Origin of the sequence: Bacillus sp. B19-2 (genome assembly GCF_022832475.1) — a bacterium.
Classification (GTDB): domain Bacteria; phylum Bacillota; class Bacilli; order Bacillales; family Bacillaceae; genus Bacillus; species Bacillus paralicheniformis.
This window is the reverse complement of sequence record NZ_JALHKQ010000002.1, coordinates 426,042-448,312: the sequence shown is the minus strand read 5'-3', so window position 1 is coordinate 448,312 and position 22,271 is coordinate 426,042. Positions and strand designations below refer to the sequence as shown.

Genomic DNA, 22,271 nt, shown 5'->3' with positions numbered 1-22,271 from the left:
TTATACTTCTACACCCATTTCTTTCGCTTTTTCGACAACTTCTTCGATTCGGCCGACAAGACGGAAAGCGTCCTCTGGAAGGTGATCATACTTACCTTCAAGGATTTCTTTAAAGCCTTTTACCGTTTCTTTAACAGGAACATAAGAACCTTTCTGTCCCGTAAACTGTTCAGCTACGTGGAAGTTTTGTGAAAGGAAGAACTGTACGCGGCGCGCACGGCTGACGACAAGCTTATCATCGTCAGAAAGCTCATCCATACCGAGAATCGCAATGATGTCCTGAAGCTCTTTATAGCGCTGCAGGATTTGCTGTACTTGGCGGGCCACTTGATAATGCTCTTCCCCGACGATTTCTGGCGCAAGTGCACGAGAAGTTGAAGCCAGAGGATCAACCGCAGGGTAAATACCCATTTCAGACAGCTTACGTTCAAGGTTTGTTGTCGCATCCAAGTGAGCGAACGTTGTTGCCGGTGCCGGGTCAGTGTAGTCATCGGCAGGAACGTAGATCGCCTGAATCGATGTAACGGAACCGACATTTGTAGAAGTGATCCGTTCCTGAAGCTGACCCATTTCAGTTGCAAGCGTCGGCTGATAACCAACCGCTGACGGCATGCGTCCAAGAAGCGCAGATACTTCAGATCCGGCTTGAGTGAAGCGGAAGATGTTATCGATAAAGAACAATACGTCCTGGCCTTCTTTATCACGGAAATGCTCGGCCATCGTAAGTCCTGTCAAGGCAACGCGCATCCGCGCACCAGGCGGCTCGTTCATCTGACCGAAGACCATTGCCGTTTTGCCGATAACGCCGGAATCTTTCATTTCATAGTACAGGTCGTTTCCTTCACGCGTACGCTCGCCGACACCTGCGAATACAGAGATACCGCCGTGCTCTTGAGCGATGTTGTTGATCAGCTCCTGGATCAATACGGTTTTTCCAACTCCCGCTCCTCCGAAAAGACCGATCTTTCCGCCTTTGATATATGGAGCGAGCAAATCGACGACTTTAATACCCGTCTCTAAAATTTCAACCTCTGTTGATAGCTGATCAAATGTTGGAGCTTCTCTGTGAATCGGATCTTTGGCAGCATCAGCCGGAAGCGGCTCATCCAAATCGATGTTTTCCCCGAGTACATTAAATACGCGGCCGAGTGTCACGTTTCCGACCGGAACGGAGATCGGCTCTCCCAGGTCGATGGCTTCCATTCCGCGTGTAACACCGTCAGTTGAAGCCATTGCAATCGTCCGAACTGAATCATCACCCAAGTGAAGCGCTACTTCAAGGGTAAGATCGATATCCACTTCATTCTCGTTCTGCGCTTTATGTGTAACTTTAATCGCATTATATATTTCAGGCAAGTGACCGTCTTCAAAACGAACGTCTACGACCGGTCCCAATACCTGGCTAACGCGTCCTTTTTTCATCTCTATCCCTCCTGACAAGCTTTTTCTATTCTAAGGCAGCTGCACCGCCGACAATTTCCGTAATCTCCTGCGTAATCGCCGCCTGACGGGCACGGTTGTAAGACAGCTCGAGGTCAGCGATAAGCTCTTTCGCATTATCCGTTGCGTTTTTCATCGCTGTCATCCGCGCAGCGTGTTCACTCGCTTTACTGTCCAGAATCGCACCGAAAATCAAGCTCTCAGCGTACTGAGGCAGAAGCACTTCCAAAATTTCTTCTTCGTCCGGTTCAAATTCATAGGAAGTTCTTTTTTTGTTTGGCGCGATATCTGATAATGGCAGCAGCTTTTTCTCCGTCACCTCTTGAGAAATCGCGCTGACAAAGTGGTTGTAGAACAAGTAAAGTTCATCAAAGGTCTCATCGATAAACATTTGTACCGTACTGTTCGCCAAATCCTTGATTTCAGGAAAGGACACTTCGTCCCTGATTCCGGTCATTTCGGAAATGACCGGGATGCCGCGTTTTTTGAAAAACTCGCGTCCCATTTTTCCGATCGCGATGACCGCATATTCGTCTTTTGACTGATGGCGCTCCTGGATTTTCTGGTACGCTTTGCGGAGAACGTTTGCGTTAAAAGCGCCGGCAAGTCCGCGGTCAGATGTGATGACCAGATAGCCGGTCCGCTTCACGGGACGGCTCGACATCATCGGATGCGTTCCGGTGTATCCAAGCGCAATATCAGCAACGACTTCCTGCATTTTCTCCATGTATGGAACGAACGACTTCGCTTTACTCTCAGCGCGGTTCAGCTTTGAGGCAGAAACCATTTGCTGAGCTTTGGTGATTTGACTCGTTTTTTTATTTGAAGTAATTCTGGATTTAATATCCCGTAATGAGGCCAAAAGGTTTCACCACCTTTTTGTTTTCAAATTCACTTCGAATTTACGTGAAAAAGAGAGAAAAAGAAAATCTTTTTCTCACTTCAAATGTTTAGTTGCTAGGTGCAAACGTACGTTTAAAGCCTTCGATCGCAGCCTTCATGTCCTCGTCGGCCGGAAGGTTTCCTGTCTGAGCAATTGAATCAAGGAGATCTTTATGGTTTTGATCAAGGTACATAAAGAACTCTTCTTCAAAGCGTCTGATGTCCTCTACAGGCACATCATCGAGGAATCCGCGGGTCAGGGCATAAAGAATGGCAACCTGCTTTTCGACGCGGAGCGGCTGGTTCAGGTCCTGCTTCAGAACTTCTACTGTACGGGCTCCGCGGTTCAGCTTGGCCTGCGTCGCTTTATCAAGGTCAGATCCGAACTGTGCGAATGACTCAAGCTCGCGGTAAGATGCCAAGTCAAGACGAAGCGTACCGGCTACTTTCTTCATCGCTTTGATTTGCGCAGATCCGCCGACACGGGATACCGATAATCCAGGGTTGACGGCAGGGCGCACGCCTGAGAAGAACAAATCAGACTGCAGGAAGATCTGTCCGTCTGTGATTGAGATGACGTTTGTCGGAATATAGGCTGAAATGTCGCCAGCCTGCGTTTCAACAAACGGCAATGCTGTTAAAGATCCTCCGCCTTTAGCGTCGCTCAGTTTTGCAGCGCGCTCAAGCAAGCGGGAGTGCAGGTAGAATACATCCCCAGGGAATGCTTCACGGCCTGGAGGACGGCGCAGAAGCAAGGAAAGTTCACGATAAGCCGTCGCCTGTTTTGAAAGGTCGTCATACACAACCAGCACGTGTTTTCCGTTGTACATGAATTCTTCACCCATCGTAACACCCGCATACGGCGCAAGATACAAGAGCGGTGCAGGCTGTGAAGCGGAAGCTGTGACAACGATGGTATAGTCAAGCGCGCCTTTTTTGCGCAGCGTTTCAACGACACCGCGAACAGTCGATTCTTTCTGACCGATCGCAACATAGATACAAATCATGTCCTGATCTCTTTGGTTCAAGATCGTGTCAATCGCAATCGATGTTTTACCCGTCTGACGGTCACCGATGATCAGCTCACGCTGGCCGCGGCCGATAGGAATCAGCGCATCGATCGGCTTAATTCCCGTTTGAAGCGGTTCATGTACGGATTTACGATCCATAACACCAGGTGCCGGGCTTTCGATTGGACGGGTTTTGCTTGTGAGAACCGGGCCCATTCCGTCTACAGGCTGACCGAGCGGATTGACAACGCGGCCGAGCAGCTCTTCACCGACGGGAACTTCCATGATCCGGCCGGTTCTTTTGACTTCGTCACCTTCACGGATGTCTTTGTAAGGTCCCAAAATAACAATACCTACGTTTGATTCTTCAAGGTTCTGAGCTAAGCCCAGCACACCGTTTGAAAATTCGACAAGCTCACCTGCCATACAGTTATCAAGGCCGTGCACGCGTGCGATACCGTCACCGACCTGAATTACCGTACCTACGTCGTGAACTTCTATTTCAGACTGATAATTTTCAATTTGCTGTTTAATAAGAGTGCTAATTTCTTCAGCTTTGATGCTCACTTAGGTTTCACCCCTTCTTTCGATTTTCGCCTGCTAATTGACGTTCTATCCGGTCAAGCTTTCCTCTTACACTGCCGTCATAAATACGGTTTCCGATGCGGATTTTCACACCGCCGATCAGATCCGGATTCACTTCGTTCCTGACGCGCAGTGAAGCGGCGCCTGCTTCTTTCGCAAACACTTGAGAAAAAGAGGAAATTTCCTCTTCGCTGAGCGGTTTTACAGAGTATACGATCGCATCTTCCGTCCCGCGGTACCGGTTCGCCATTTTGACATATTCGTCCGCGAGATCCGGGACGATTGACGTGCGGCTGCGGTCAACGAGAAGATAAAGCGTATGTAAGACTGCAGTCGAAACAGATCCGAACGAGTCTTTTAAAATCTGCTTTTTCTTTTCAGCGGGCACTTTAGGATGACTCAGAACGGCATTGAGGTCTTTATGATCAATAAATATCTTCTTAACGACGGTCAGCTCTTCTTCTATTTCATTGACCTTCTTGGATTCAAGGGCAATGTCAAATAAAGCGGCTGCGTAGCGTTTGGAGACAGCTGATTGGCTCATCGGCTTTCTCCTACTTCTTTAAGATAGTCTTGGATCAGTTTTTCCTGGGCTTGTTCGTCAAGCTCTTTTTCGATCACTTTCGAAGCGATCATTACAGACAGTGATGCAACCTGCTCGCGCAGCGCGCTGACAGCCTGGTCTCTTTCTTTGACGATTTCGCTTCTGGCTGATTCTTTCATGCGTTCCGCTTCCTGGCGCGCAGCCTTGATGATTTCATCCTTTTGCTGTTCTCCCAGTTTTTTCGCGTTTTCAATCAGAGACTGGGATTCTTCGCGCGCTTCTTTCAAAAGCGCCTGCTGCTCTTCAATGAGCTTCTTCGCTTCTTCATTCTTTTTCTCGGCAGAGGAAATCTCTCCGGTAATGTAGTCTTCACGCTCTTTCATTATATTTAATAGCGGCCCTAAAGCGTATTTCTTCAAGAGCGCTAACAAAATCAGCATGGCAACAAGCTGGAACAGCATCGTTCCGGCGTTAAACCCTACTCCTGCACCCATAACCTGTGGTAAAAAAGACATCGAATACGGCAACTCCCTTCTTGCAGATTATCTCTCCGAGGCCATCGAAAAAATGTTCTCCCTCTTTTTTCAGGAGGGTGTTTCTTCCGGCCGTTATGACAGTTCAAGCAACCATAAAGCAATGGCGAAGGCCTCTTGCAGTGATCTTCGCCATTTTACTAGTTATATAAGTTTTTAGCGGAAGAATGCTAAGAACGCGATAACAACAGCGATAATCGGAAGGGCCTCAACCAATGCTACCCCGATGAACATAAGCGTTCTTAATTCTTTACCAGCCTCAGGCTGACGTGCGATTCCTTCTACTGTACGTGATACGATAAGTCCGTTACCAATACCTGCACCAAGTGCACCTAATCCAATTGCGATTGCAGCTGCTATTAAATTCATGAAAAAGTTCCTCCTTTAAATTGTTATCCTTATCGGATATGTCTTATTTTTAGTGTTCATGACTTACTTTGTGAGACATGTAAACCATTGTTAACATCGTGAAGATGAATGCCTGGATTGTACCTACAAACAAGCTGAACGCCTGCCATAAGATCATCGGCACAACCGCTCCAATGGTTCCAACCAGCCCCATGAAAATGCTTTGAGAATAGAAGTTGGTTGCCAGTCCGGCAAGAAGGCCGAGCAGAATTTCGCCGGCGAAAATATTACCGTAAAGACGCAATCCCAATGTTAATGTATTCGCAAATTCTTCAATGATTTTGAGCGGCACTAAATACGGAATTGGTCTGAAAAAATCTTTGGTATACTCCCCCAACCCTTTTCTTTTCACTCCGTAGTAATGAGTGAGGCCTACTACCATGACGGCGAGGGTTAAAGTAACCGCCGGATCGGCTGTCGGGGATTTCCACCATAATTCATGGCCTACTGTAATGGAAAACGGAAGGCCGAGCATGTTGGCAACAAATATGTACATCAGCAGGGTTATGCCAAGGGCGAGAAAGTCTCTGCCGACTTTAAGATCCATTGTGCTGCCGATAATATTGCGAACAAAGTCGACAATCCACTCCATAAAGTTCTGGGCTTTCGTCGGCCGGATCGCGAGTGTTCTTGTGGTCAGCACCGCTATCAGAAAGACGATGATGCTTGTCACAGTAATCATTAAAATACTTGATACATCAAAGTTAAGGCCTAAAAAGTTAACAACTCTTGATTCGTGCAAAGGGTCTTCACCTCTCTTCCATTGATGAACGTTTTAGCTGGATAAAGGAATCTATCATAATGACAGGATAAATTGTCATCAACCCCACAATGACGCCTGCCAAATGAATATATTCAGGGTATTTATAAGCAATGGCCGCCGCGATAATGGCGTTGCACAATCTGGAAGCAGTCCCGAGAGAACGGATCGTTTTGCCTTTTGCCACTGCTTTATCGAAGGCCTGCATCCTTTTGGTCAGCAGCCAGAGATTGAAATAGCTGAAAACAGTGCCGGTAATCAGGCCTAAAAAAATCGCCTGAAATGGCAGAAATCCATAGCCTAACACGCAGACTGCTAAAATATATAGGACATATTTTTGTTGCCTACGGAATGAAAGACTCGCATCGGTCATCAAATACGCTCCTGATGTGAAAATTTTAAATCTATCTTACGATTACGGTAAACTAGGCAGTCTGACCATTTTACAGAACGTAGTGTTCTGCTCAAGACTTCACACACTCCGAAAATTCTCGGGCCGGTGATCTGTCTGTCGCCTGCAAATATGGGGTTTTCAAAGGATTTTAACAGAGGACTGGTCATTATGATAACCGCTATGAAAACCTTATCATAATAGCCTATTTTAGCATACAATAGCCCCCCTGAGGTGTCAATCTGTTTAAAGTTAAAAAACTATTCATAATCACAGCGCCTCTCACAAAATGTTCACAAATTCGCCCCATTTCAGACGCACACATGTTTAATTATGGTATAAAACACAAAAAAAGAAAACCCTTTTTCAGGATTTTCTTACATTATTTCGTTCCGAACATGCGGTCTCCGGCGTCGCCCAATCCGGGAACGATATATCCTTTTTCATTTAGTTTTTCATCCAAAGCGGCAATGTAAATGTCAACATCAGGATGATGCTTCTGAACTTCGTCTACACCTTCCGGAGCAGCGATCAGACACATAAAACGGATATTTTTTGCACCGCGTTTCTTCAAGCTGTTCAGCGCCTCTACCGCCGAACCTCCGGTAGCAAGCATCGGATCGACGACGATGAATTCGCGTTCTTCAACATCGGATGGAAGCTTGACATAATATTCAACAGGCTTCAATGTTTCAGGATCACGGTAAAGCCCGACATGTCCGACTTTTGCAGCGGGGATCAGCTTCAAAATTCCGTCTACCATTCCCAGTCCCGCTCTTAAAATCGGAACAACCCCGAGTTTTTTTCCGGCGATGACGTTTGACTTTGCCATTTGCACAGGAGTTTCTACATTCACTTCCTCCAGCGGCAGGTCCCGCGTAATCTCAAATGCCATCAGCGTTGCAACCTCATCAACAAGCTCTCTGAATTCTTTCGTTCCGGTCTTTACATCCCGGATGTATGTAAGCTTATGCTGTATAAGAGGGTGGTCAAACACATATACCTTTCCCATATCCGTTTTCAGCTCCTTTTTTTCACACACTTCTATTGATTCTACATAAAAAAACAGCTTGTTTCAACAAAAATCAGGAGACAATTTTATGAAAAAAGCCGCCCCTTTTGGGAGCGGCACAAATATCTTAGTAATCAAGCCCGGTATACAACGGGTATTTGCTTGTCAGCGCTTCTACGCGTTGTTTTGCTTCTTCCAGCTTCGCTTCGTCTTCATGGTTTTTAAGGGCAAGCGCGATGATCGCTCCCACTTCTTCGATCGCTTCCAGATCAAAGCCGCGGCTTGTCACGGCTGCTGTACCGACGCGGATTCCGCTCGTTACGAAAGGTTTTTCAGGATCATAAGGAATCGCGTTTTTGTTAACGGTGATGCCGACTTCATCAAGCACATTTTCAGCCACTTTTCCGGTCATGCCGAGAGAGCGCAGGTCGACCAGCACAAGATGGTTATCCGTTCCGCCTGATACGAGCTCGATACCCTCTTTTTTCAACGTTTCAGCCAAGTGCTTCGCATTGTTGATGACATTTTGGGCGTATGTTTTGAATTCGTCTTTTAAAGCTTCGCCAAAGGAAACAGCCTTTGCAGCGATCACGTGCATTAACGGTCCGCCTTGAATTCCAGGGAAGATCGACTTGTCGATTTGCTTTGCAAACTCTTCACGGCAAAGAATCATGCCGCCGCGCGGTCCGCGAAGCGTTTTATGAGTTGTCGTCGTCACAAAGTCAGAGTAAGGAACAGGATTCGGGTGAAGACCTGCTGCTACAAGTCCGGCGATATGCGCCATGTCTACCATCACATAGGCTCCGACTTCATCAGCGATTTCGCGGAACTTTTTAAAATCGATGGTGCGCGGATACGCGCTTGCCCCGGCTACGATCAGCTTAGGCTTATGTTTGAGCGCTTTTTCACGTACATCTTCGTAGTCAATATACTGCGTCTCTTTATCAACGCCGTATTCAACGAAATTGTACTGAACACCGCTGAAGTTGACAGGGCTGCCGTGCGTTAAATGTCCGCCGTGAGCAAGGTTCATTCCCAATACGGTGTCACCGTGCTCCAAAATCGTGAAGTATACCGCCATGTTCGCTTGTGCGCCGGAATGCGGCTGAACGTTGACGTGCTCGGCGCCGAAAATCTGCTTGGCGCGGTCGCGCGCGATATCCTCTGCGACATCTACATGCTCACATCCGCCGTAGTAGCGTTTACCAGGATATCCTTCCGCATATTTATTTGTTAAAACCGAGCCTTGAGCTTCCATAACCGCTTCGCTTACAAAGTTTTCAGAAGCGATCAGCTCAATCTTCGACTGTTGACGTTTCCGCTCATCTTGAATGGCGCTAAAAACTTGTTCATCTTGCGCAGGTAAATGTTTCATCAGCGAGATCCTCTCCTATCTGTTTCCATTTCGTTAATTATACCATCTCATTGTACACGGTTTTTCATGCAAATGTAAGAGATTATTTTTAAAAATCGTTTTTTATTATTGGAAAAACCGAATATTAAACGAATAGACAAATCATATAGTTCGACATATCATTTGTTCAAAAAATTATTTTAATAAAGAAAAAAAGCCTGTCCGGCTCTTCCCCCCGCTTCTTCCGCTACTCCGCTTCATAGACGGTGCGGACGCCTCCAATCAGCTTCGGCCTTGTCCGCGCAAGCGTCACATGCGCTTCGCCCAGCTGTTTTTCAGAGACGCGGACAGGAACGGCCACAGGCTTTAAATGCATCCCTATAAACGTGTCGCCGATGTCGATCCCCGCATCGGCCTCTATTTGTTCAACAAGGACAGGAGCCTTCATATGTTTATAGGCATATGAAGCCATGGAACCCCCCGCTTTCGGAACAGGAACGGCGAAAACAACGGGAAGACGGTATGTGTTCGCCGTTTCTTCCTCGACGACCAACGCCCTGTTTAAATGCTCGCAGCATTGAAAAGCAAGGGCGACTCCTGTCTGATCCCTGAGCTCTTCTAAGCCTTTGTAGACCGCTTCAGCGATTTGTCCGCTTCCCGAAGTGCCGATTCGCCTTCCGGCCACCTCGCTTGTGCTGCAGCCGATGACGACGATCTGGCCGTCGCGCAAATTTGCCTGCTGATGAAATTCATCTAATATAGAACACCATGTCTGTTCGAGATTCTTCATGATTGACGACACCCTTTATTCATGCTTGTCTTCATAATCGGCGATTTTTCCGATACGGACGGCGTGCCGCCCGGCTGAAAACTCAGTCGTAAGCCAAACCTTTGCAATCTCTCTCGCTAAACCGGGGCCGATCACCCGTTCACCCATCGCAAGAACATTCGTGTCATTGTGCTCTCTTGTCATTTTCGCGCTGAAAACGTCGTGGACAAGGGCGCAGCGGATGCCTTTTACTTTATTGGCGGAAATGCTCATGCCGATTCCTGTTCCGCATATTAAAATGCCTCTGTCGGCTTCCCCGTCCGCCACTTTTTGCGCTACCGGAAACGCATAATCCGGGTAGTCCACAGATCCTGAACCGCATTCGCAGCCGTAATCTTCGTATTCGATGTTCAATTCATCCATCAATGCCATAATTTCTTTTCTGATATTGATTCCGCCGTGATCTGAAGCAATGATTACTTTCATTGGAATGACTCCTCCTCGTTTGATGTGCCGCCAAAAGTCTCGCGGAGACCGTTAAGCAGTATACAGCCGGTATATATTTCTGATTGATCATGTCTATTGTACCCGCTGCCGCTCGATTTGCAAACGCTCCTTAGCTTCTATTCCCGAGATTTCCCCGCCAGCATTTCTGCCAATTTTTTCAGCAGCTGCTCCAGCTCATCTCTCGTTTTTTGATAGTCGCTGAGAGATCCGCCGAACGGGTCAATAATGTCCCCGCTTTCTCCTTTGACATACTCTTTCAGCGTATAGATTTTATCTCGGCTCTTTGGAAATTCATGTACTGCCACCTGCTTGTGCTGCTCCGTCATCGTCAACACGAGATCCGCCCATTCAACCTTCTTCCCGGAAAGTTGTGAAGATGTATGATTCAGAGCGATGTTTTTTTCAAAAAGCGCTTCGACTGCATATAAAGAAGCTTTTCCGTTTTCAGGAGCAAACAACCCGGCAGATTTGACGGAGACATTCAGTTTTTTTTCGGCGGCCGCAGATTTAAAAAGCGCTTCGGCCATCGGGCTGCGGCACGTATTTCCAGTACAGACAAATAATATGTTCAATCTTGTTCACTCCTTTGTTCATATTATAAAGGATTCAGCCGGAAAATAATAAAATCCGCTCCAGAAATCAAAAAAGAGGGGGTTATCGCCCCCTCTTTTTCTATGTTTTATTATGTTATGCAAAGCGGGAAGAAGATTTTCTCCTCTTTCAATTAAATGGGCAGCAAAAGCTTCAGACCGAAGCTCAGCAGGATGGCTCCTCCGAGCGCTTCGCTGTAAGCGCCAAGCCACGTTTGAACCTTTTTTCCAAGCAGCAGACCCGCCCAGGTTAACACCATGCTGAACAAACCGAACAAAAAGATCGTTAATAACGGTTTCGTCCCGTAGAGACCGAGACTGAGACCGACTGAAAAGCTGTCGAGGCTGACGCCGACGGCAAAAATGAATAAGCCGAAGCCGTGCGGAGAGATGATCTGCTCTCCGCTTTTATTAAAAGATGCGGCAATCATCTGAATGCCCAGCACCAATAAAAGCGCTCCTCCAAGATACCCTGCAAGCGCACCAAGCGCGCCCGAAAGAAACTGTCCTGCAATCATTCCGCCCAGCGGCATGATGACATGGAACAATCCAATAATGACGCCGATTTGAAAGATTTGGTTCCTTTTCAGCTTGGCCATTCCCATTCCAAGACCGACTGAAAAGGCATCCATGCCGAGTGCAAAAGCCATGATCGAGAGCGTCAGGATTTCGCCTATCAACACATCAACATTCATGCAATTCCCCCTTGGACACGCCAGCTTTTCTAGCTTATGCACGTCCAAAGGCGGATAGAACAACCCTGCTTAGGCTATGCTTCGATTACGCGGTGGCCTGCCGCTTTCAAGAGCCGGTTCATAATCGCCCGGCCCACCCCTTCCTCAGGGAAAGACTCCGCAAAAATAAAATCGAGCTGTTCTTCGTCAAAGCTGCGGAGAACGTCATACAAACCGGCGGCAACCGTTTCAAGACGGTCTCTTCTGCCGCAGATGCGGACGGCATCCGCCTGATAGGCACCGGCCCGTTCCTCTGTCGTAAGGACGCCGACTTTCATGCCGTCTTTCTGATATTGACCGATCAGCCGTTGAATATCTTCAACGCCTCCGTTCACAATGGCAAGCGGGGCTTCCGGTGCATAATGCGTATATTTCATCCCTGGAGACATCGGCGCCTTTTTTTCGTCGGTGAGGCCCTGGTCAATCAAGACAGAGCCGGCCGCTTCTTCGAGCTGCTCTTTTGTGACGCCGCCCGGCCTCAAAATGACCGGAATTTCACCGGTGCATGAAACAACTGTTGATTCAACCCCTACTCCTGTAGGACCGCCGTCAACGACACCTGCAATCCGTCCGTTTAAATCGTGGACGACATGCTCGGCTTTCGTCGGACTCGGTTTTCCGGACAGATTGGCGCTCGGGGCGGCTACCGGAACGCCGGCCTGTCTAATCAGCTCAAGGGCAACAGGATGATCAGGCATTCTGACCGCGACCGTGTCGAGCCCCGCCGTCACCTTTGTGGACAACACCCCGGGCCTGCACGGCAGCACAAGGGTCAGCGGTCCGGGCCAAAAACGCTTCATCAGCATTTCGGCCTGAGGCGAATCAATCTCTGCAAATTCTCCGAGTTGTTCAATTTCAGCGATGTGGACAATGAGCGGATTGTCGCTCGGACGCCCTTTCGCTTCGTATATTTTAGCTACGGCTTCACTGTGTTTGGCGTTTGCGCCAAGACCGTAAACCGTCTCTGTCGGAAAAGCAACCGTTTCATTTTGCTTGAGCAGTCTTGCCGCTTGTGCAATTTGTGGACAGTTTGTGGACAAATCACGTTTTACATCCACAGTCCATACTTTTGTTTTCATCACCATCAAAACTCCCTTAACAAAACACTAAAAACGTTAATCATTCATGTAAATCCTGTTGAAAGTATAAAAGATGAAGAAAAAGAAAACAAGCGTTGTCCACATTTTGTGGATAACGCTTTTGAATCCGTGGATATCTCTGTGTATAAGTTAACGGCTAATGAGTCGTTTTCTCCATCAAAACGGCTCCGTTTACGCTCAGTGAGTCTGAAACATGCTCTGATCCATCAAGCTCTACCGGAATTGCCGCAGCTTGTTTAAAACCGAGCACTTCAAGGAAATCCATCGATGTTCGTTTATTGGCAACTAAATACAGGGTTTGGATTCCCCGCTTTTCACACAATACCTGCATGCTTTGAAACAGGGAAACGATGTGGCCCTGGCTGAGCTTGTCAGACACGACAAGCGAGCGCAGCAGCCCTTTTTTGTTTTCAAATTCCTCCATTCCGAGGCAGGCGACGATTTCATCGGGAGGGTCTTCCATCATGATAAACTGGCTCTTCGCTTCCTCAAGGCCTTTATGGCTTGTCCCCGCCTTTTTTAAAAACGCTTCAATCGCATTCATGTCTTTCATTTCCGCTAACCTCAATTGGTAGAACATCTTTTCACCCCGTTTTTTAACTTCTCTATCCAATCTATGAGGGCGACAGTAAAATATACCTTTTGATTTGAAAGAATGCCGGCTATTCATTTTTCAATTTTGATTAGCAGGAACTCATGCTTTGAATGAGTATGCAAATGAACTCTGTACTGGTGATAAGACAGTTTCTCTTCTGCTGGGCAATGTAATTGGCACATCAGGAAGGGGCAGAAGGTGTATATCCGAAAAGCAGTATTTTCCCCGAACCGTTTTGGAAAATTATATCATATTCAAAAGCGTGAATAACCATCATGAAAAAACAAACAGTAAAAAACCGCCCTGCACGAAAGCAAGGCGGTCTCTTTAAGAAAAAAGCCCGGTAATCCATTCGACAAGAAAAAATTTCACTTCTTTGTCTTCTTTATCTTCGCCAGATACCGCTTCATCCGCCGCGACTGTTTTTTCTTCCCGACGGTTTTCCCCGGCAGCGGTTTGTTCGTCTTCAGGCGACTTTACGGCTTCCCCATTGGAAAAATCAAGAAAGCAAAGCGGCGGAAACAGGACGCACCACCAGTTGGCTCCCTCTCCCTTGCCTAATGTAATTAAAACAGCCTCATATTCTCCGGCTGGATACACCATATTGCCGTATAGTTTTGTCGGAAATGAAACTCGATCAAAACGGACAGACACGGATTGCCGGACATTTTCGCGCTTCATGACATCCTTGGCAACCTCTTTGATTTCAGGCAGCTTCGACCTGATGACTTGTCTCGCTTCCTCAACCGAGGTCAGGTTTTCCACCCAATTCGTAATTTGTTTATTGACCTCATCCCTGATTTTACGTTTGACGCTTTGGTCGCTCCCGCTGTCGCTGTTTGCCAAAATTCGCAGCCGAATCGCTTCATCTGGAATCACGGCAGGCTTCCCGCCCGATGATTGGGCCGTCTCTTCCGTCGTGAGATTTGCAAGCGCTCCTATTAATAAAAGAAAAATATACATACAGGCAATGTTTGATTTCTTCATTTTCCCCACCGTTCCTCTCCGTTCTTCAACCTTTTCTAGCAATATTATGGTCAAAGATGGAACGGTTTAAACGGATGCAGAAAAAAATCCTACTAAGCTTGTAATCTCTTTCTAAAATCTACATATCCAAATGGCTCTGCTTGTTTTTTTGCAGGCCGGATAAAAAAATCACCGCGCTGATGACGAGCAGCAAGCCCCCCAATCCGCCGAACAACAGAAACGGGAAGACAGCCGCTGCGCTTGCATCAATCGCCCAGCCGATCAAGAATGAAAGAAGCGCTCCTCCCAGACTTGCGGATGAAATGAAGAGACTGGTGATTTCCTCTGTAAAAGGCTTTCCAGCCAACGAGGCCAGAGTGACGGCGCACGGAAAAATGCCGGCTGCCGACAGCCCGATGAAAAATACGAGGAGCAGCTGTGTTTGATGAACCGGAAACCACGCCAGAATCAAAAGCAAAACAGTCAAGGCTCCGGCACTGAAGATCAGAAAGGCAACGGAAGTTAAGCGTCCGCCAAAAATACTTGTCAATAAACGCCCGCACACCATTCCCGTCCAAAAAAACGAAACGCTGATCACGCTGATTTCTCCTGCTCCTTTTTCCAGCATCAGCGCCGGCAAAAAGTTTGCGAAATTGGTCTCGATACCCGCATATACAAAAGCGAATATGAGAAAGAGGAAAATGCTTTTTTCTTTCTTTCCGGTTTCAAATATGGCTGACACAGTCGGTTTTTCCTGATAAGCCATTTGACCGGAAGCAGTGTCAGGGGTTTTTCTGCACAAATAAACCACCCACATACACGCAAGCACAAAAACGAAGATAAATAAAGCATACAAGGGGAAATGCCAGGCATATCGTTCCGTAAGGATATAAATAAGAAAAGGAAACAGCAAAGCGCCTAATCCGAAAAAAACCTCTAAAATATTCATCCCCTTCGCATTTTTATCTTGTGCAATCACATACGCTCCCATCGTCGTTTCTAAAGTACCGGCGCCAAAGCCGAGCAAAAACCCCATGATGACAAAAAAGATGAACATATCAAAAAGGAAAGCGCCTAAAAGCGTTACGAGAATAAGTAGAAGGCCAAACGTCAATACAGCCGTATGAGAGGTGCGTCTGACAAATATCGGCGCAAGCAGGACGCCGATTAGAAAACCGGTGAATTGGAAAAAGATCAGGAAGGATAGATCGTGAACATCCCGGTGATATTCTTGAATGATATACGGTGACAGGCTCCCCAGCAGAATATGGATAACCCCTACAAGAAAATAAAACGAACAACCGAATAGAAATATTTTTTTCAATAGACTCACTCCTTCGTTGCAGACCATAAAACCCTTGCGGCTATTGGCACGGCCGGCAAGGGTTTTTCGCAATGCTAGTTTGCTTGTTTTGAAAGGGACAGCTGCTGACCTTTATTGAAAAATTCATTTAAGTAGAATTGTGTCTTGTATCCATCTTCAAAAGCGGCAAGCGATGCGAAATTGCGATCCCGAATTCCGTTCATCCATTGAATCAGCTGAACTCTGAAGGAATCGGCCCATCCGTAAAATTCATTTTCAGGGTCTGTCAGCCACGTGTCCGGCATTGTTATCATCTGCTCCGTCAATCCGGTCCTCAGCAAAAACTGATTTTTCTGCTGTGAATGATAGTAAAATACGCCGTTTTGGCCATTGACCTCAATGCTAAAGCCGCACTCATCCGCTTTTGTGCATTTTGACGTAATCATATTGACAAACACATGATTTTCAAGCTGGCCGTATACTTCAGAATGATCATCAACATATACCTGTTTTTGTTCTTTTTCTTTGACGACCGTCATCATTTTGACTTTTAAACTGTCCAGTTTAAACGGACTGTCGAACAAATAGAGAATGAGATCGATTAAATGCACACCCAAATCTCCTAATGCACCGCTCGTTTTGTTGCTTTTCGAATGATCGCGCCAAGTATATTTTTTTCTTCTCAAGGCGCTGTTTTTCTTAAAATGGACATTGATGGACAAAATATCTCCAAGTTCATTGCCGGATATCATATCTTTTAGGCGCTGAACAAATGTGAGATGGCGGTAATTGAAGCCCATGATCGGAATATAAGCAGATTGAGACGCCCTGTTTTTCATCTCCTCCGCTTCTTCCATTGAGACAGCCATCGGTTTTTCACACAATACATACTTACCTGCGGCCATCGCTTCAAGTACATGTTCTTTATGGCAAAAGTTCGGCGATGAAACGATGACTGCCGTCGACTGATTCAGCAGCTCCTGCATACTGTTAAATACAGTTCCCCCGTATTCAAACGCACATTTACGCGAGGCAAGCGAATTGACATCAAAAAACCCTGAAAGCTCGGCACCTTTGACTGTTGAAAGAGCTTTCGCATGAGCTTTTGCAATTCCTCCGGCTCCAATAATTCCGATTTTCATCTAAGGACACTCCTTATCGTTTGATATGGGCTTTTAGCACTTCTAAAATTCCAGCCGTATAGCTTCCTTCTGTCATACGGGAATGGAGCGACTTGGCTTCTGCTGTCGCATTCCCCACCAGATAACCATGTCCGGTTTTTTTAAGCATATCCACATCGTTTCCGCTGTCGCCGAAAGCAAATGAATTCTCCCTCTCTATCGCGAATTTATCCAATATAAAATCCACAATGTACGGTTTGCCTGTCCGCAAGGGGATAAAGTCCACATCATAGCTGTTTTCCGGATCGCCTGCCAAAGGATTGCAGCGATTGATATTTACTCCTATTTCATGCTCTCTTGCAAGCCGCCTGATGGCTTCAAGCGCCCTCTTATCTGTGCTCTCATCCGAAGATCTATAGTAATAGTTGATTTTATAACGGGAAAAACCATGCTGAGTCTGAGGCACAAGCGCAATCTCATATTTTTCAGAGAGAGTCTGCTTGATTTCTTCGACCAGATCATGGGAGAAATTTGATTCTTGCAAGCGGGCTTCCCAATCTTTATCAGAGACTTGGCCTTCTTCAGAGAAATAAGTGATCTCAGTGCCAAGATCACTGGCGACAAAATGCGGAAGATATCGAAAGCCTCCCCGCTTCATTTTTGCAAGAACGGATGACAGGCCGCTCCCGGTCACCCAGCCGAGCAAAATCTTGTGATCAAGATGGTGCGAATGAATAAATGTTTCAAGGTCCATGAGCGCTTTCCTCGATTCATCGGTGATGCTGTGGGCGAAATATGTCTCATCAAAATCACAAAATACGGCGTACTTTGGCTTGTTTACTTGCTGCAAGGTGTGAAAAGAAAGTGTTTCATGATACGACATCAATTAAAGCCTCCATTACTTTGTCTTGTTCTTCTACGGTGAGTCCCGGATAGAGAGGGAGCTGAAGCATTTGTTTATGCACTGATTCAGTGACCGGCAGCGATGTGTGCTGATAATCGGCTTTTACAAGTGGTGTGTTTTGATGATGGGATAAAATCGGGTAGTATATATCTGTTTGGACATTATGAAATTTAAGCATCATATCTTTGACTTGATCTCGATTTCCGCTTATTATTTTAATTGTAAACAAATGCCACACGTGATCATCGGTCATTTGAGGCAATTGGATCAGACCTCTGTCTTCATACTGTTGCAAATGCGCAATATAACGATCAGCTAAATATAAACGCTTCAGATTATTTAATGAAAGATGTTTCATCCTTGCCAGTCCAATAGCGGCTTGCAGATTATCAATCTTGGCGTTAAAGCCGTAATCAGCCGCCTTTTTATTTTTTTGGTTCAGTTCAAAGCCGTGATACATATATTCCATGCATGCGGATGCAAATGATGGATCATCCGTCACAATTGCGCCGGCTTTTCCGCAAGTGCCGAGATTTTTATACGGATTGAAGCTTAATATGGAGCAAAGGCTGTTTTTTCCCAGATCGGAAACGCCGATCGACTGGCAGGCGTCTTCAATAATCGGGATGCCGTATTTATCAGCGATTTTTGCAATGGCTTCCATGTCAGGCAGCTTTCCATAAAGATGTACAGGCAAAATGCATTTTGTTTTCAAAGTGACGCATGCTTCAATTTCAGAAGGATCCATGCAAAATGTAACAGGGTCAATATCGCAGAAAACCGGAGTGCCTCCAGCTGCAAGCACGGCGTTTTCCGTTGCAGCAAAGCTGTTTGCAGGCATAATGACTTCATCACCTTGTCCAACACCCGCAGCTTTCAGTGCGACAATCATGGCATCGGTTCCGCTGGAGGAAGCCATGACATGCTTTTTTCTCAAAAGAGCGGCTATTTCAGCTTCAAATACACCGACATAAGAACCGCTTGTAAATTGCCCGGTCGGCAACACGCCTTTCACCGCATGAATCACGTCATCTACTTCTTCTTCTGTGATCAGTCGATGAAGCGGCATAAAATCAACTCTGGAGGGCGGAGAATCCATTCTGTTCAGCAAATTGGCGGTCAAGTCGAATTGGTCCTGTTGCAATGTCTCTTTTAATTTTTGATTGGCCAGTGTGTCGTCTATACGGCATTCACCAGCGAGCTTCCCTTCCTTCAAATCATTCAGAAGAACAAATAGCTGTTTGCTTGTGCAAGTCATGTTTTCGCTTGCGGTTTTCATCAATTTCACCCCATTTTTATTATTTTGGGAAATTGTCATATTTCATGACATATCTTAAATGATGGAATCGATACCATAACAACTCTTTTTTTCAGGAAGTGACTTTATGCCTACGATTGACGAAATTGCAAAATTAAGTAATGTGTCAAAAACAACTGTTTCAAGAGTACTGAACGACCATCCCTATGTATCTGAAGAAAAAAGGAAGCGGGTTTTGGAAGTCATCGAAAAATTGGATTACATCCCGAACACGTCTGCACGAAAGCTCAGATCCAACAAAACGATGTTTCTCGCAGTGTCTGTCCCTCACGCGGACCACCCATTCTTCGCGCAGCTCATGAAGCATATGTCCGCTGAAGCACTGAAACACCAATACAAAGTCATTGTGTTTCAGACGTTTTATCAAAAGCAGAATGAACTGAAAGTACTGGAGCTGCTCAAGAGGAAAGAAGTTGACGGGCTTATGTTATGCAGCCTTGAAAATGAGTGGGAAGACATCAAAAAATACGTCAAATACGGTCCCGTGGTCTTGGCAAATGAATTCCACGCCGAAGCGGACGTGCCGGTGATCTGCTATGACGAATTCGAAGCCGGATATAAAGGAACGGAGCTTTTTATTCAAAAAGGGCATCATTTAATGGCCTTTTGCTGTGACACGATACACAGCAAGGCCCAGATTATGAGAAAAGAAGGGTTTATGAAAGCATTGTCTGATGCGGGTTTACGTTTCCAGGAGAAGTGGATGTTCAGCCACGCATTTACCATTCATGACGGCTTCCGCATTATGGACCAGATCCACAACATGTCCGAAAAGCCGACCGCCATTTTTACGGGAAATGACCAAGTGGCCGCAGGATTGATTAAAAGGGCCCGCTATTATCAATATGAAGTGCCAAAGCAGCTTGCAGTGCTTGGATATGACAATCAATCGATCTGTGAGGTGACCGATCCGGAAATCACGACAATCGATATTCCTGTTGAAGAGCTGGCTCAAAAAGCCGTATGTGCAATGATAAACCTTCTGAATGGGGAAAGCGGCTTACAGCGGGATGTCGTGACACTGTCCCCTACATTAAAAATAAGACAATCTGTTTAGGCTATATATTAATCTTGAACTATTTTTTATTTTATTCAGATAAAGATTTTGTTAAAAAATAGTAAAGCAGGTTGTCTGAACGGTCATAGCTGCGGTTCCTGTTTTTTAACGAAAAAGACCGCCGGGAATTTGAACTGCACCCTTTTTGTTAGACACAATTAACAATTGGAGGTGCAGTTTTTGTATGGCTAAATTGACAGCTGAGGAAAAAATACACGCGGTTAAAAGGTGTTTTGCGGGGAATAAGGGACATAAACGGATCAAGATCAAATGAAAAGGCATGACCCGGTACAATACCGGAATCATGCCAGTCAAACTGCTTCATGAGATTTTATTTGTCTAACTTTTTAGGATGGCTTCATTTCCGGCGGTTTTTTTAACGATGTTGCTCAATGACCGCGCAGACGATGCGGTCTTTTCCATTAAGATCCTTTTTCACCCGTACGTCAGCATCAGGAAAGAACCGGTGAAACATGTCTTTGACGGCATCCCCCTGAGTCCAGCCGATTTCAAACACCACCAATGCCTGATCTGCGATGACAAATGGAATTTCCTTCATGAAACGCTTATAAAACTGCAATCCGTCAGCACCGTCCGTCAAAGCCCCGGCGGGTTCATGAAGACGGACGACATCTGACAGCATCTTCATGTCTTCCTCAGATATATAAGGTGGATTCGAAACGATGACATCAGCTTTCTTCTCTCGCGTGATAAGCGGTTCAAGCAAATCGCCGCCGATGAAATCCACTTTCGCCCCAAGCCGGTCAGCGTTGTGTCTTGCCGTACTTAAAGCTTGTTCCGAAATATCCGTCGCCGTGACGGAGAAACGCGGGCTCTCAAGCGCAAGAGTCACCGCAATCGCCCCGCTTCCTGTACCGATATCGACGGCTTTAAGACGATCTGTTCCTGGAAAAACTCTTTCCGCTTCGGAAAGAACAGCTTCTACGACTTCCTCTGTTTCAGGACGCGGAATCAGAACGTGTTCATTTACGGAAAATTCCCGTCCGTAAAAGGACTCTTTTCCGGTGATATATTGAACAGGCACTCCTTGATGATGAAGCTCGACAGATTTTTTAAACCTCGAAAAATCAGACTCTGATATGACATCATGGAAGCTTGCCAACAGTTTGCTTCGGTCGATGTTCAGCTGATCTGTCAGCAAAATTTCCGCGGCATTCCGGTCTCTTCCCGCTTCCGTCAAATAAGAAGAAGCCCACCTGAGGGCTTCGAAAATTGTTTTCATGTTTAGCTCTCCGCCTGCTGAAGCTTGCTTGCCTGGTCTTCGACGATCAGCGCGTCGATGACTTCGTCAAGCTTGCCTTCAAGGATCTGGTCGAGCTTTTGAATCGTCAAGCCGATCCGGTGATCGGTGACGCGGTTTTGCGGAAAGTTATACGTGCGGATGCGCTCAGAACGGTCCCCTGTTCCGACGGCGGATTTCCGGTTTTGATCATATTCAGCCTGAGCTTCCTGCTGAAATTTATCGTAAATTCGCGCGCGCAGAACTTTCATCGCTTTTTCTTTGTTTTTGATCTGAGATTTCTCATCCTGGCAAGACACGACAACACCTGTCGGAAGGTGGGTCAGACGGACGGCTGACATCGTCGTATTGACGCTTTGCCCTCCCGGACCGCTCGACGCGAAGGTGTCGACGCGAATGTCTTTTTCATGAATATCGACTTCTACCTCTTCAGCCTCAGGCAGGCAGGCTACCGTTGCCGTGGATGTATGGATGCGCCCGCCGGATTCGGTCTCCGGAACGCGCTGTACACGGTGTGCGCCGTTCTCATACTTCAGCCTTGAGTATGCGCCGTTCCCATTGATCATAAAAATGATTTCTTTATATCCGCCTGTACCTGTCGTATTCGCTTCCATCACTTCTGTTTTCCAGCCTTGGAGCTCTGCGTAGCGGCTGTACATGCGGTAAAGGTTGCCGGCAAATAAAGCAGCCTCTTCACCGCCCGCTGCGCCGCGGATTTCGATGATAACGTTTTTGTCATCGTTCGGATCTTTCGGGATCAGCAGTACCTTCAGCTGGTCTGTGAGCGACTCGATTTCTTCCTGCAGTTCGGAAATTTCCTCTTTAACCATCTCACGCATGTCGGAGTCCAGCTTTTCTTCAAGCATAGCTTTGGCATCGCTCAGCTGTTCCGACGCGCTCCGATAACGTCTGTATACTTCAACTGTTTCCTGTAAATCAGATTGTTCTTTCGAATATTCTCTAAGCTTCTTCGGATCGTTGACAACTTCCGGATCGCTTAATAATTCATTTAATTTTTCGTACCTGTCCTCTATCGATTTTAAACGGTCTAACACGCTATTCACCTCTGTTTGCTGTGCGTAACATTCTAATTATAGTACAGGGACTCCTCCCCGTCAAAACAACTT

24 protein-coding genes are annotated in these 22,271 nt (G+C 46.4%); 1 reads left to right on the top strand and 23 read right to left on the bottom strand.

All coding sequences use genetic code 11. The features are described from left to right. The 21 genes from atpD to MST20_RS09320 form a co-directional block, all read right to left on the bottom strand. Positions 1–1,422: a F0F1 ATP synthase subunit beta gene (gene atpD, locus MST20_RS09420; RefSeq protein WP_145651668.1), complete on the bottom strand. Its 1,422-nt coding sequence runs from the start codon at positions 1,420–1,422 to the stop codon at positions 1–3. Between the two features lie 25 nt (positions 1,423–1,447). After that, the gene (gene atpG / locus MST20_RS09415; protein WP_243941749.1) at positions 1,448–2,302 is read right to left on the bottom strand and encodes an ATP synthase F1 subunit gamma; all 855 of its coding nucleotides are present in this window, start codon (positions 2,300–2,302) and stop codon (positions 1,448–1,450) included. 88 nt (positions 2,303–2,390) lie between these two features. Continuing rightward, entirely contained in the window at positions 2,391–3,899 is a 1,509-nt protein-coding gene (gene atpA / locus MST20_RS09410; protein WP_020453257.1) for a F0F1 ATP synthase subunit alpha, read from the bottom strand. A gap of 7 nt (positions 3,900–3,906) precedes the next feature. Further along, positions 3,907–4,461: a F0F1 ATP synthase subunit delta gene (locus MST20_RS09405; RefSeq protein WP_243941747.1), complete on the bottom strand. Its 555-nt coding sequence runs from the start codon at positions 4,459–4,461 to the stop codon at positions 3,907–3,909. Further along, positions 4,458–4,976 carry a F0F1 ATP synthase subunit B gene (gene atpF, locus MST20_RS09400; protein ID WP_043925150.1) on the bottom strand — a complete coding sequence of 173 codons (519 nt, stop codon included), beginning with the start codon at positions 4,974–4,976 and terminating at the stop codon, positions 4,458–4,460. The genes MST20_RS09405 and atpF overlap by 4 nt, the downstream gene beginning before the upstream one ends. 174 nt (positions 4,977–5,150) lie before the next feature. Further along, positions 5,151–5,363, bottom strand: a complete 213-nt coding sequence (atpE, locus tag MST20_RS09395) for a F0F1 ATP synthase subunit C (protein WP_243941745.1) — start codon at positions 5,361–5,363, stop codon at positions 5,151–5,153. Positions 5,364–5,412: 49 nt separating this feature from the next. After that, complete coding sequence (atpB, locus tag MST20_RS09390; RefSeq protein WP_065644471.1) at positions 5,413–6,144, bottom strand: F0F1 ATP synthase subunit A; 732 nt, start codon at positions 6,142–6,144, stop codon at positions 5,413–5,415. 7 nt (positions 6,145–6,151) lie between these two features. Further along, positions 6,152–6,535 (bottom strand): ATP synthase subunit I, encoded by a 384-nt coding sequence (locus MST20_RS09385; protein ID WP_243941743.1) that lies wholly within the window; start codon positions 6,533–6,535, stop codon positions 6,152–6,154. A 400-nt stretch (positions 6,536–6,935) separates the two neighbouring features. Continuing rightward, complete coding sequence (gene upp, locus MST20_RS09380; RefSeq protein ID WP_003186017.1) at positions 6,936–7,565, bottom strand: uracil phosphoribosyltransferase; 630 nt, start codon at positions 7,563–7,565, stop codon at positions 6,936–6,938. 127 nt (positions 7,566–7,692) lie between these two features. Continuing rightward, positions 7,693–8,940 carry a serine hydroxymethyltransferase gene (glyA, locus tag MST20_RS09375; RefSeq protein WP_025810647.1) on the bottom strand — a complete coding sequence of 416 codons (1,248 nt, stop codon included), beginning with the start codon at positions 8,938–8,940 and terminating at the stop codon, positions 7,693–7,695. 226 nt (positions 8,941–9,166) lie between these two features. Next, positions 9,167–9,709: a TIGR01440 family protein gene (locus tag MST20_RS09370; protein ID WP_243941741.1), complete on the bottom strand. Its 543-nt coding sequence runs from the start codon at positions 9,707–9,709 to the stop codon at positions 9,167–9,169. Between the two features lie 15 nt (positions 9,710–9,724). Continuing rightward, complete coding sequence (rpiB, locus tag MST20_RS09365) at positions 9,725–10,174, bottom strand: ribose 5-phosphate isomerase B (RefSeq protein ID WP_020453266.1); 450 nt, start codon at positions 10,172–10,174, stop codon at positions 9,725–9,727. A 137-nt stretch (positions 10,175–10,311) separates the two neighbouring features. Further along, a complete protein-coding gene (locus tag MST20_RS09360; RefSeq protein ID WP_243941739.1) occupies positions 10,312–10,767 on the bottom strand; it encodes a low molecular weight protein arginine phosphatase in 456 nt (151 codons plus the stop codon). 152 nt (positions 10,768–10,919) lie between these two features. Continuing rightward, positions 10,920–11,480, bottom strand: coding sequence for a manganese efflux pump MntP (locus MST20_RS09355; protein WP_023857078.1), 561 nt, complete (start codon positions 11,478–11,480; stop codon positions 10,920–10,922). Between the two features lie 74 nt (positions 11,481–11,554). Further along, complete coding sequence (locus MST20_RS09350) at positions 11,555–12,598, bottom strand: L-threonylcarbamoyladenylate synthase (RefSeq protein WP_243941737.1); 1,044 nt, start codon at positions 12,596–12,598, stop codon at positions 11,555–11,557. A gap of 157 nt (positions 12,599–12,755) precedes the next feature. Then, positions 12,756–13,199 (bottom strand): GNAT family N-acetyltransferase, encoded by a 444-nt coding sequence (locus MST20_RS09345; RefSeq protein WP_243941735.1) that lies wholly within the window; start codon positions 13,197–13,199, stop codon positions 12,756–12,758. A gap of 342 nt (positions 13,200–13,541) precedes the next feature. After that, positions 13,542–14,201, bottom strand: a complete 660-nt coding sequence (spoIIR, locus tag MST20_RS09340) for a stage II sporulation protein R (RefSeq protein WP_165428306.1) — start codon at positions 14,199–14,201, stop codon at positions 13,542–13,544. 118 nt (positions 14,202–14,319) lie between these two features. Continuing rightward, positions 14,320–15,513 carry an MFS transporter gene (locus tag MST20_RS09335; protein ID WP_243942543.1) on the bottom strand — a complete coding sequence of 398 codons (1,194 nt, stop codon included), beginning with the start codon at positions 15,511–15,513 and terminating at the stop codon, positions 14,320–14,322. A 65-nt stretch (positions 15,514–15,578) separates the two neighbouring features. Next, positions 15,579–16,625, bottom strand: a complete 1,047-nt coding sequence (locus MST20_RS09330; protein WP_243941733.1) for a Gfo/Idh/MocA family protein — start codon at positions 16,623–16,625, stop codon at positions 15,579–15,581. Between the two features lie 13 nt (positions 16,626–16,638). After that, positions 16,639–17,487: an HAD-IIB family hydrolase gene (locus tag MST20_RS09325; protein ID WP_243941732.1), complete on the bottom strand. Its 849-nt coding sequence runs from the start codon at positions 17,485–17,487 to the stop codon at positions 16,639–16,641. After that, on the bottom strand, positions 17,474–18,787 hold the full coding sequence (locus MST20_RS09320) for a DegT/DnrJ/EryC1/StrS family aminotransferase (protein ID WP_243941730.1): 1,314 nt from the start codon (positions 18,785–18,787) through the stop codon (positions 17,474–17,476). Before MST20_RS09320 ends, MST20_RS09325 begins: the two co-directional genes overlap by 14 nt. 106 nt (positions 18,788–18,893) lie before the next feature. Between MST20_RS09320 and MST20_RS09315 the strand changes: the two genes are divergently transcribed. Continuing rightward, positions 18,894–19,883 carry a LacI family DNA-binding transcriptional regulator gene (locus MST20_RS09315; RefSeq protein ID WP_243941728.1) on the top strand — a complete coding sequence of 330 codons (990 nt, stop codon included), beginning with the start codon at positions 18,894–18,896 and terminating at the stop codon, positions 19,881–19,883. Positions 19,884–20,259: 376 nt separating this feature from the next. Here the strand turns inward: MST20_RS09315 and prmC are convergent, their stop codons facing one another. Together prmC and prfA are read right to left on the bottom strand one after the other, a co-directional pair. Continuing rightward, positions 20,260–21,126, bottom strand: a complete 867-nt coding sequence (gene prmC / locus MST20_RS09310) for a peptide chain release factor N(5)-glutamine methyltransferase (RefSeq protein ID WP_165428312.1) — start codon at positions 21,124–21,126, stop codon at positions 20,260–20,262. A gap of 2 nt (positions 21,127–21,128) precedes the next feature. Further along, entirely contained in the window at positions 21,129–22,199 is a 1,071-nt protein-coding gene (gene prfA / locus MST20_RS09305) for a peptide chain release factor 1 (RefSeq protein ID WP_165428313.1), read from the bottom strand. Between the last annotated feature and the right edge of the window lie 72 nt (positions 22,200–22,271).

What these genes read in the sequence shown, in the direction of transcription:
- atpD (WP_145651668.1), bottom strand. Translation starts at nt 1,422, where the DNA reads ATGAAAAAAGGACGCGTTAGCCAGGTATTGGGACCGGTCGTAGACGTT.
- MST20_RS09405 (WP_243941747.1), bottom strand. Translation starts at nt 4,461, where the DNA reads ATGAGCCAATCAGCTGTCTCCAAACGCTACGCAGCCGCTTTATTTGAC.
- atpF (WP_043925150.1), bottom strand. Translation starts at nt 4,976, where the DNA reads ATGTCTTTTTTACCACAGGTTATGGGTGCAGGAGTAGGGTTTAACGCC.
- atpE (WP_243941745.1), bottom strand. Translation starts at nt 5,363, where the DNA reads ATGAATTTAATAGCAGCTGCAATCGCAATTGGATTAGGTGCACTTGGT.
- MST20_RS09385 (WP_243941743.1), bottom strand. Translation starts at nt 6,535, where the DNA reads ATGACCGATGCGAGTCTTTCATTCCGTAGGCAACAAAAATATGTCCTA.
- upp (WP_003186017.1), bottom strand. Translation starts at nt 7,565, where the DNA reads ATGGGAAAGGTATATGTGTTTGACCACCCTCTTATACAGCATAAGCTT.
- glyA (WP_025810647.1), bottom strand. Translation starts at nt 8,940, where the DNA reads ATGAAACATTTACCTGCGCAAGATGAACAAGTTTTTAGCGCCATTCAA.
- MST20_RS09370 (WP_243941741.1), bottom strand. Translation starts at nt 9,709, where the DNA reads ATGAAGAATCTCGAACAGACATGGTGTTCTATATTAGATGAATTTCAT.
- rpiB (WP_020453266.1), bottom strand. Translation starts at nt 10,174, where the DNA reads ATGAAAGTAATCATTGCTTCAGATCACGGCGGAATCAATATCAGAAAA.
- MST20_RS09355 (WP_023857078.1), bottom strand. Translation starts at nt 11,480, where the DNA reads ATGAATGTTGATGTGTTGATAGGCGAAATCCTGACGCTCTCGATCATG.
- MST20_RS09350 (WP_243941737.1), bottom strand. Translation starts at nt 12,598, where the DNA reads ATGAAAACAAAAGTATGGACTGTGGATGTAAAACGTGATTTGTCCACA.
- MST20_RS09345 (WP_243941735.1), bottom strand. Translation starts at nt 13,199, where the DNA reads ATGTTCTACCAATTGAGGTTAGCGGAAATGAAAGACATGAATGCGATT.
- spoIIR (WP_165428306.1), bottom strand. Translation starts at nt 14,201, where the DNA reads ATGAAGAAATCAAACATTGCCTGTATGTATATTTTTCTTTTATTAATA.
- MST20_RS09330 (WP_243941733.1), bottom strand. Translation starts at nt 16,625, where the DNA reads ATGAAAATCGGAATTATTGGAGCCGGAGGAATTGCAAAAGCTCATGCG.
- MST20_RS09325 (WP_243941732.1), bottom strand. Translation starts at nt 17,487, where the DNA reads ATGTCGTATCATGAAACACTTTCTTTTCACACCTTGCAGCAAGTAAAC.
- MST20_RS09320 (WP_243941730.1), bottom strand. Translation starts at nt 18,787, where the DNA reads ATGAAAACCGCAAGCGAAAACATGACTTGCACAAGCAAACAGCTATTT.
- MST20_RS09315 (WP_243941728.1), top strand. Translation starts at nt 18,894, where the DNA reads ATGCCTACGATTGACGAAATTGCAAAATTAAGTAATGTGTCAAAAACA.
- prmC (WP_165428312.1), bottom strand. Translation starts at nt 21,126, where the DNA reads ATGAAAACAATTTTCGAAGCCCTCAGGTGGGCTTCTTCTTATTTGACG.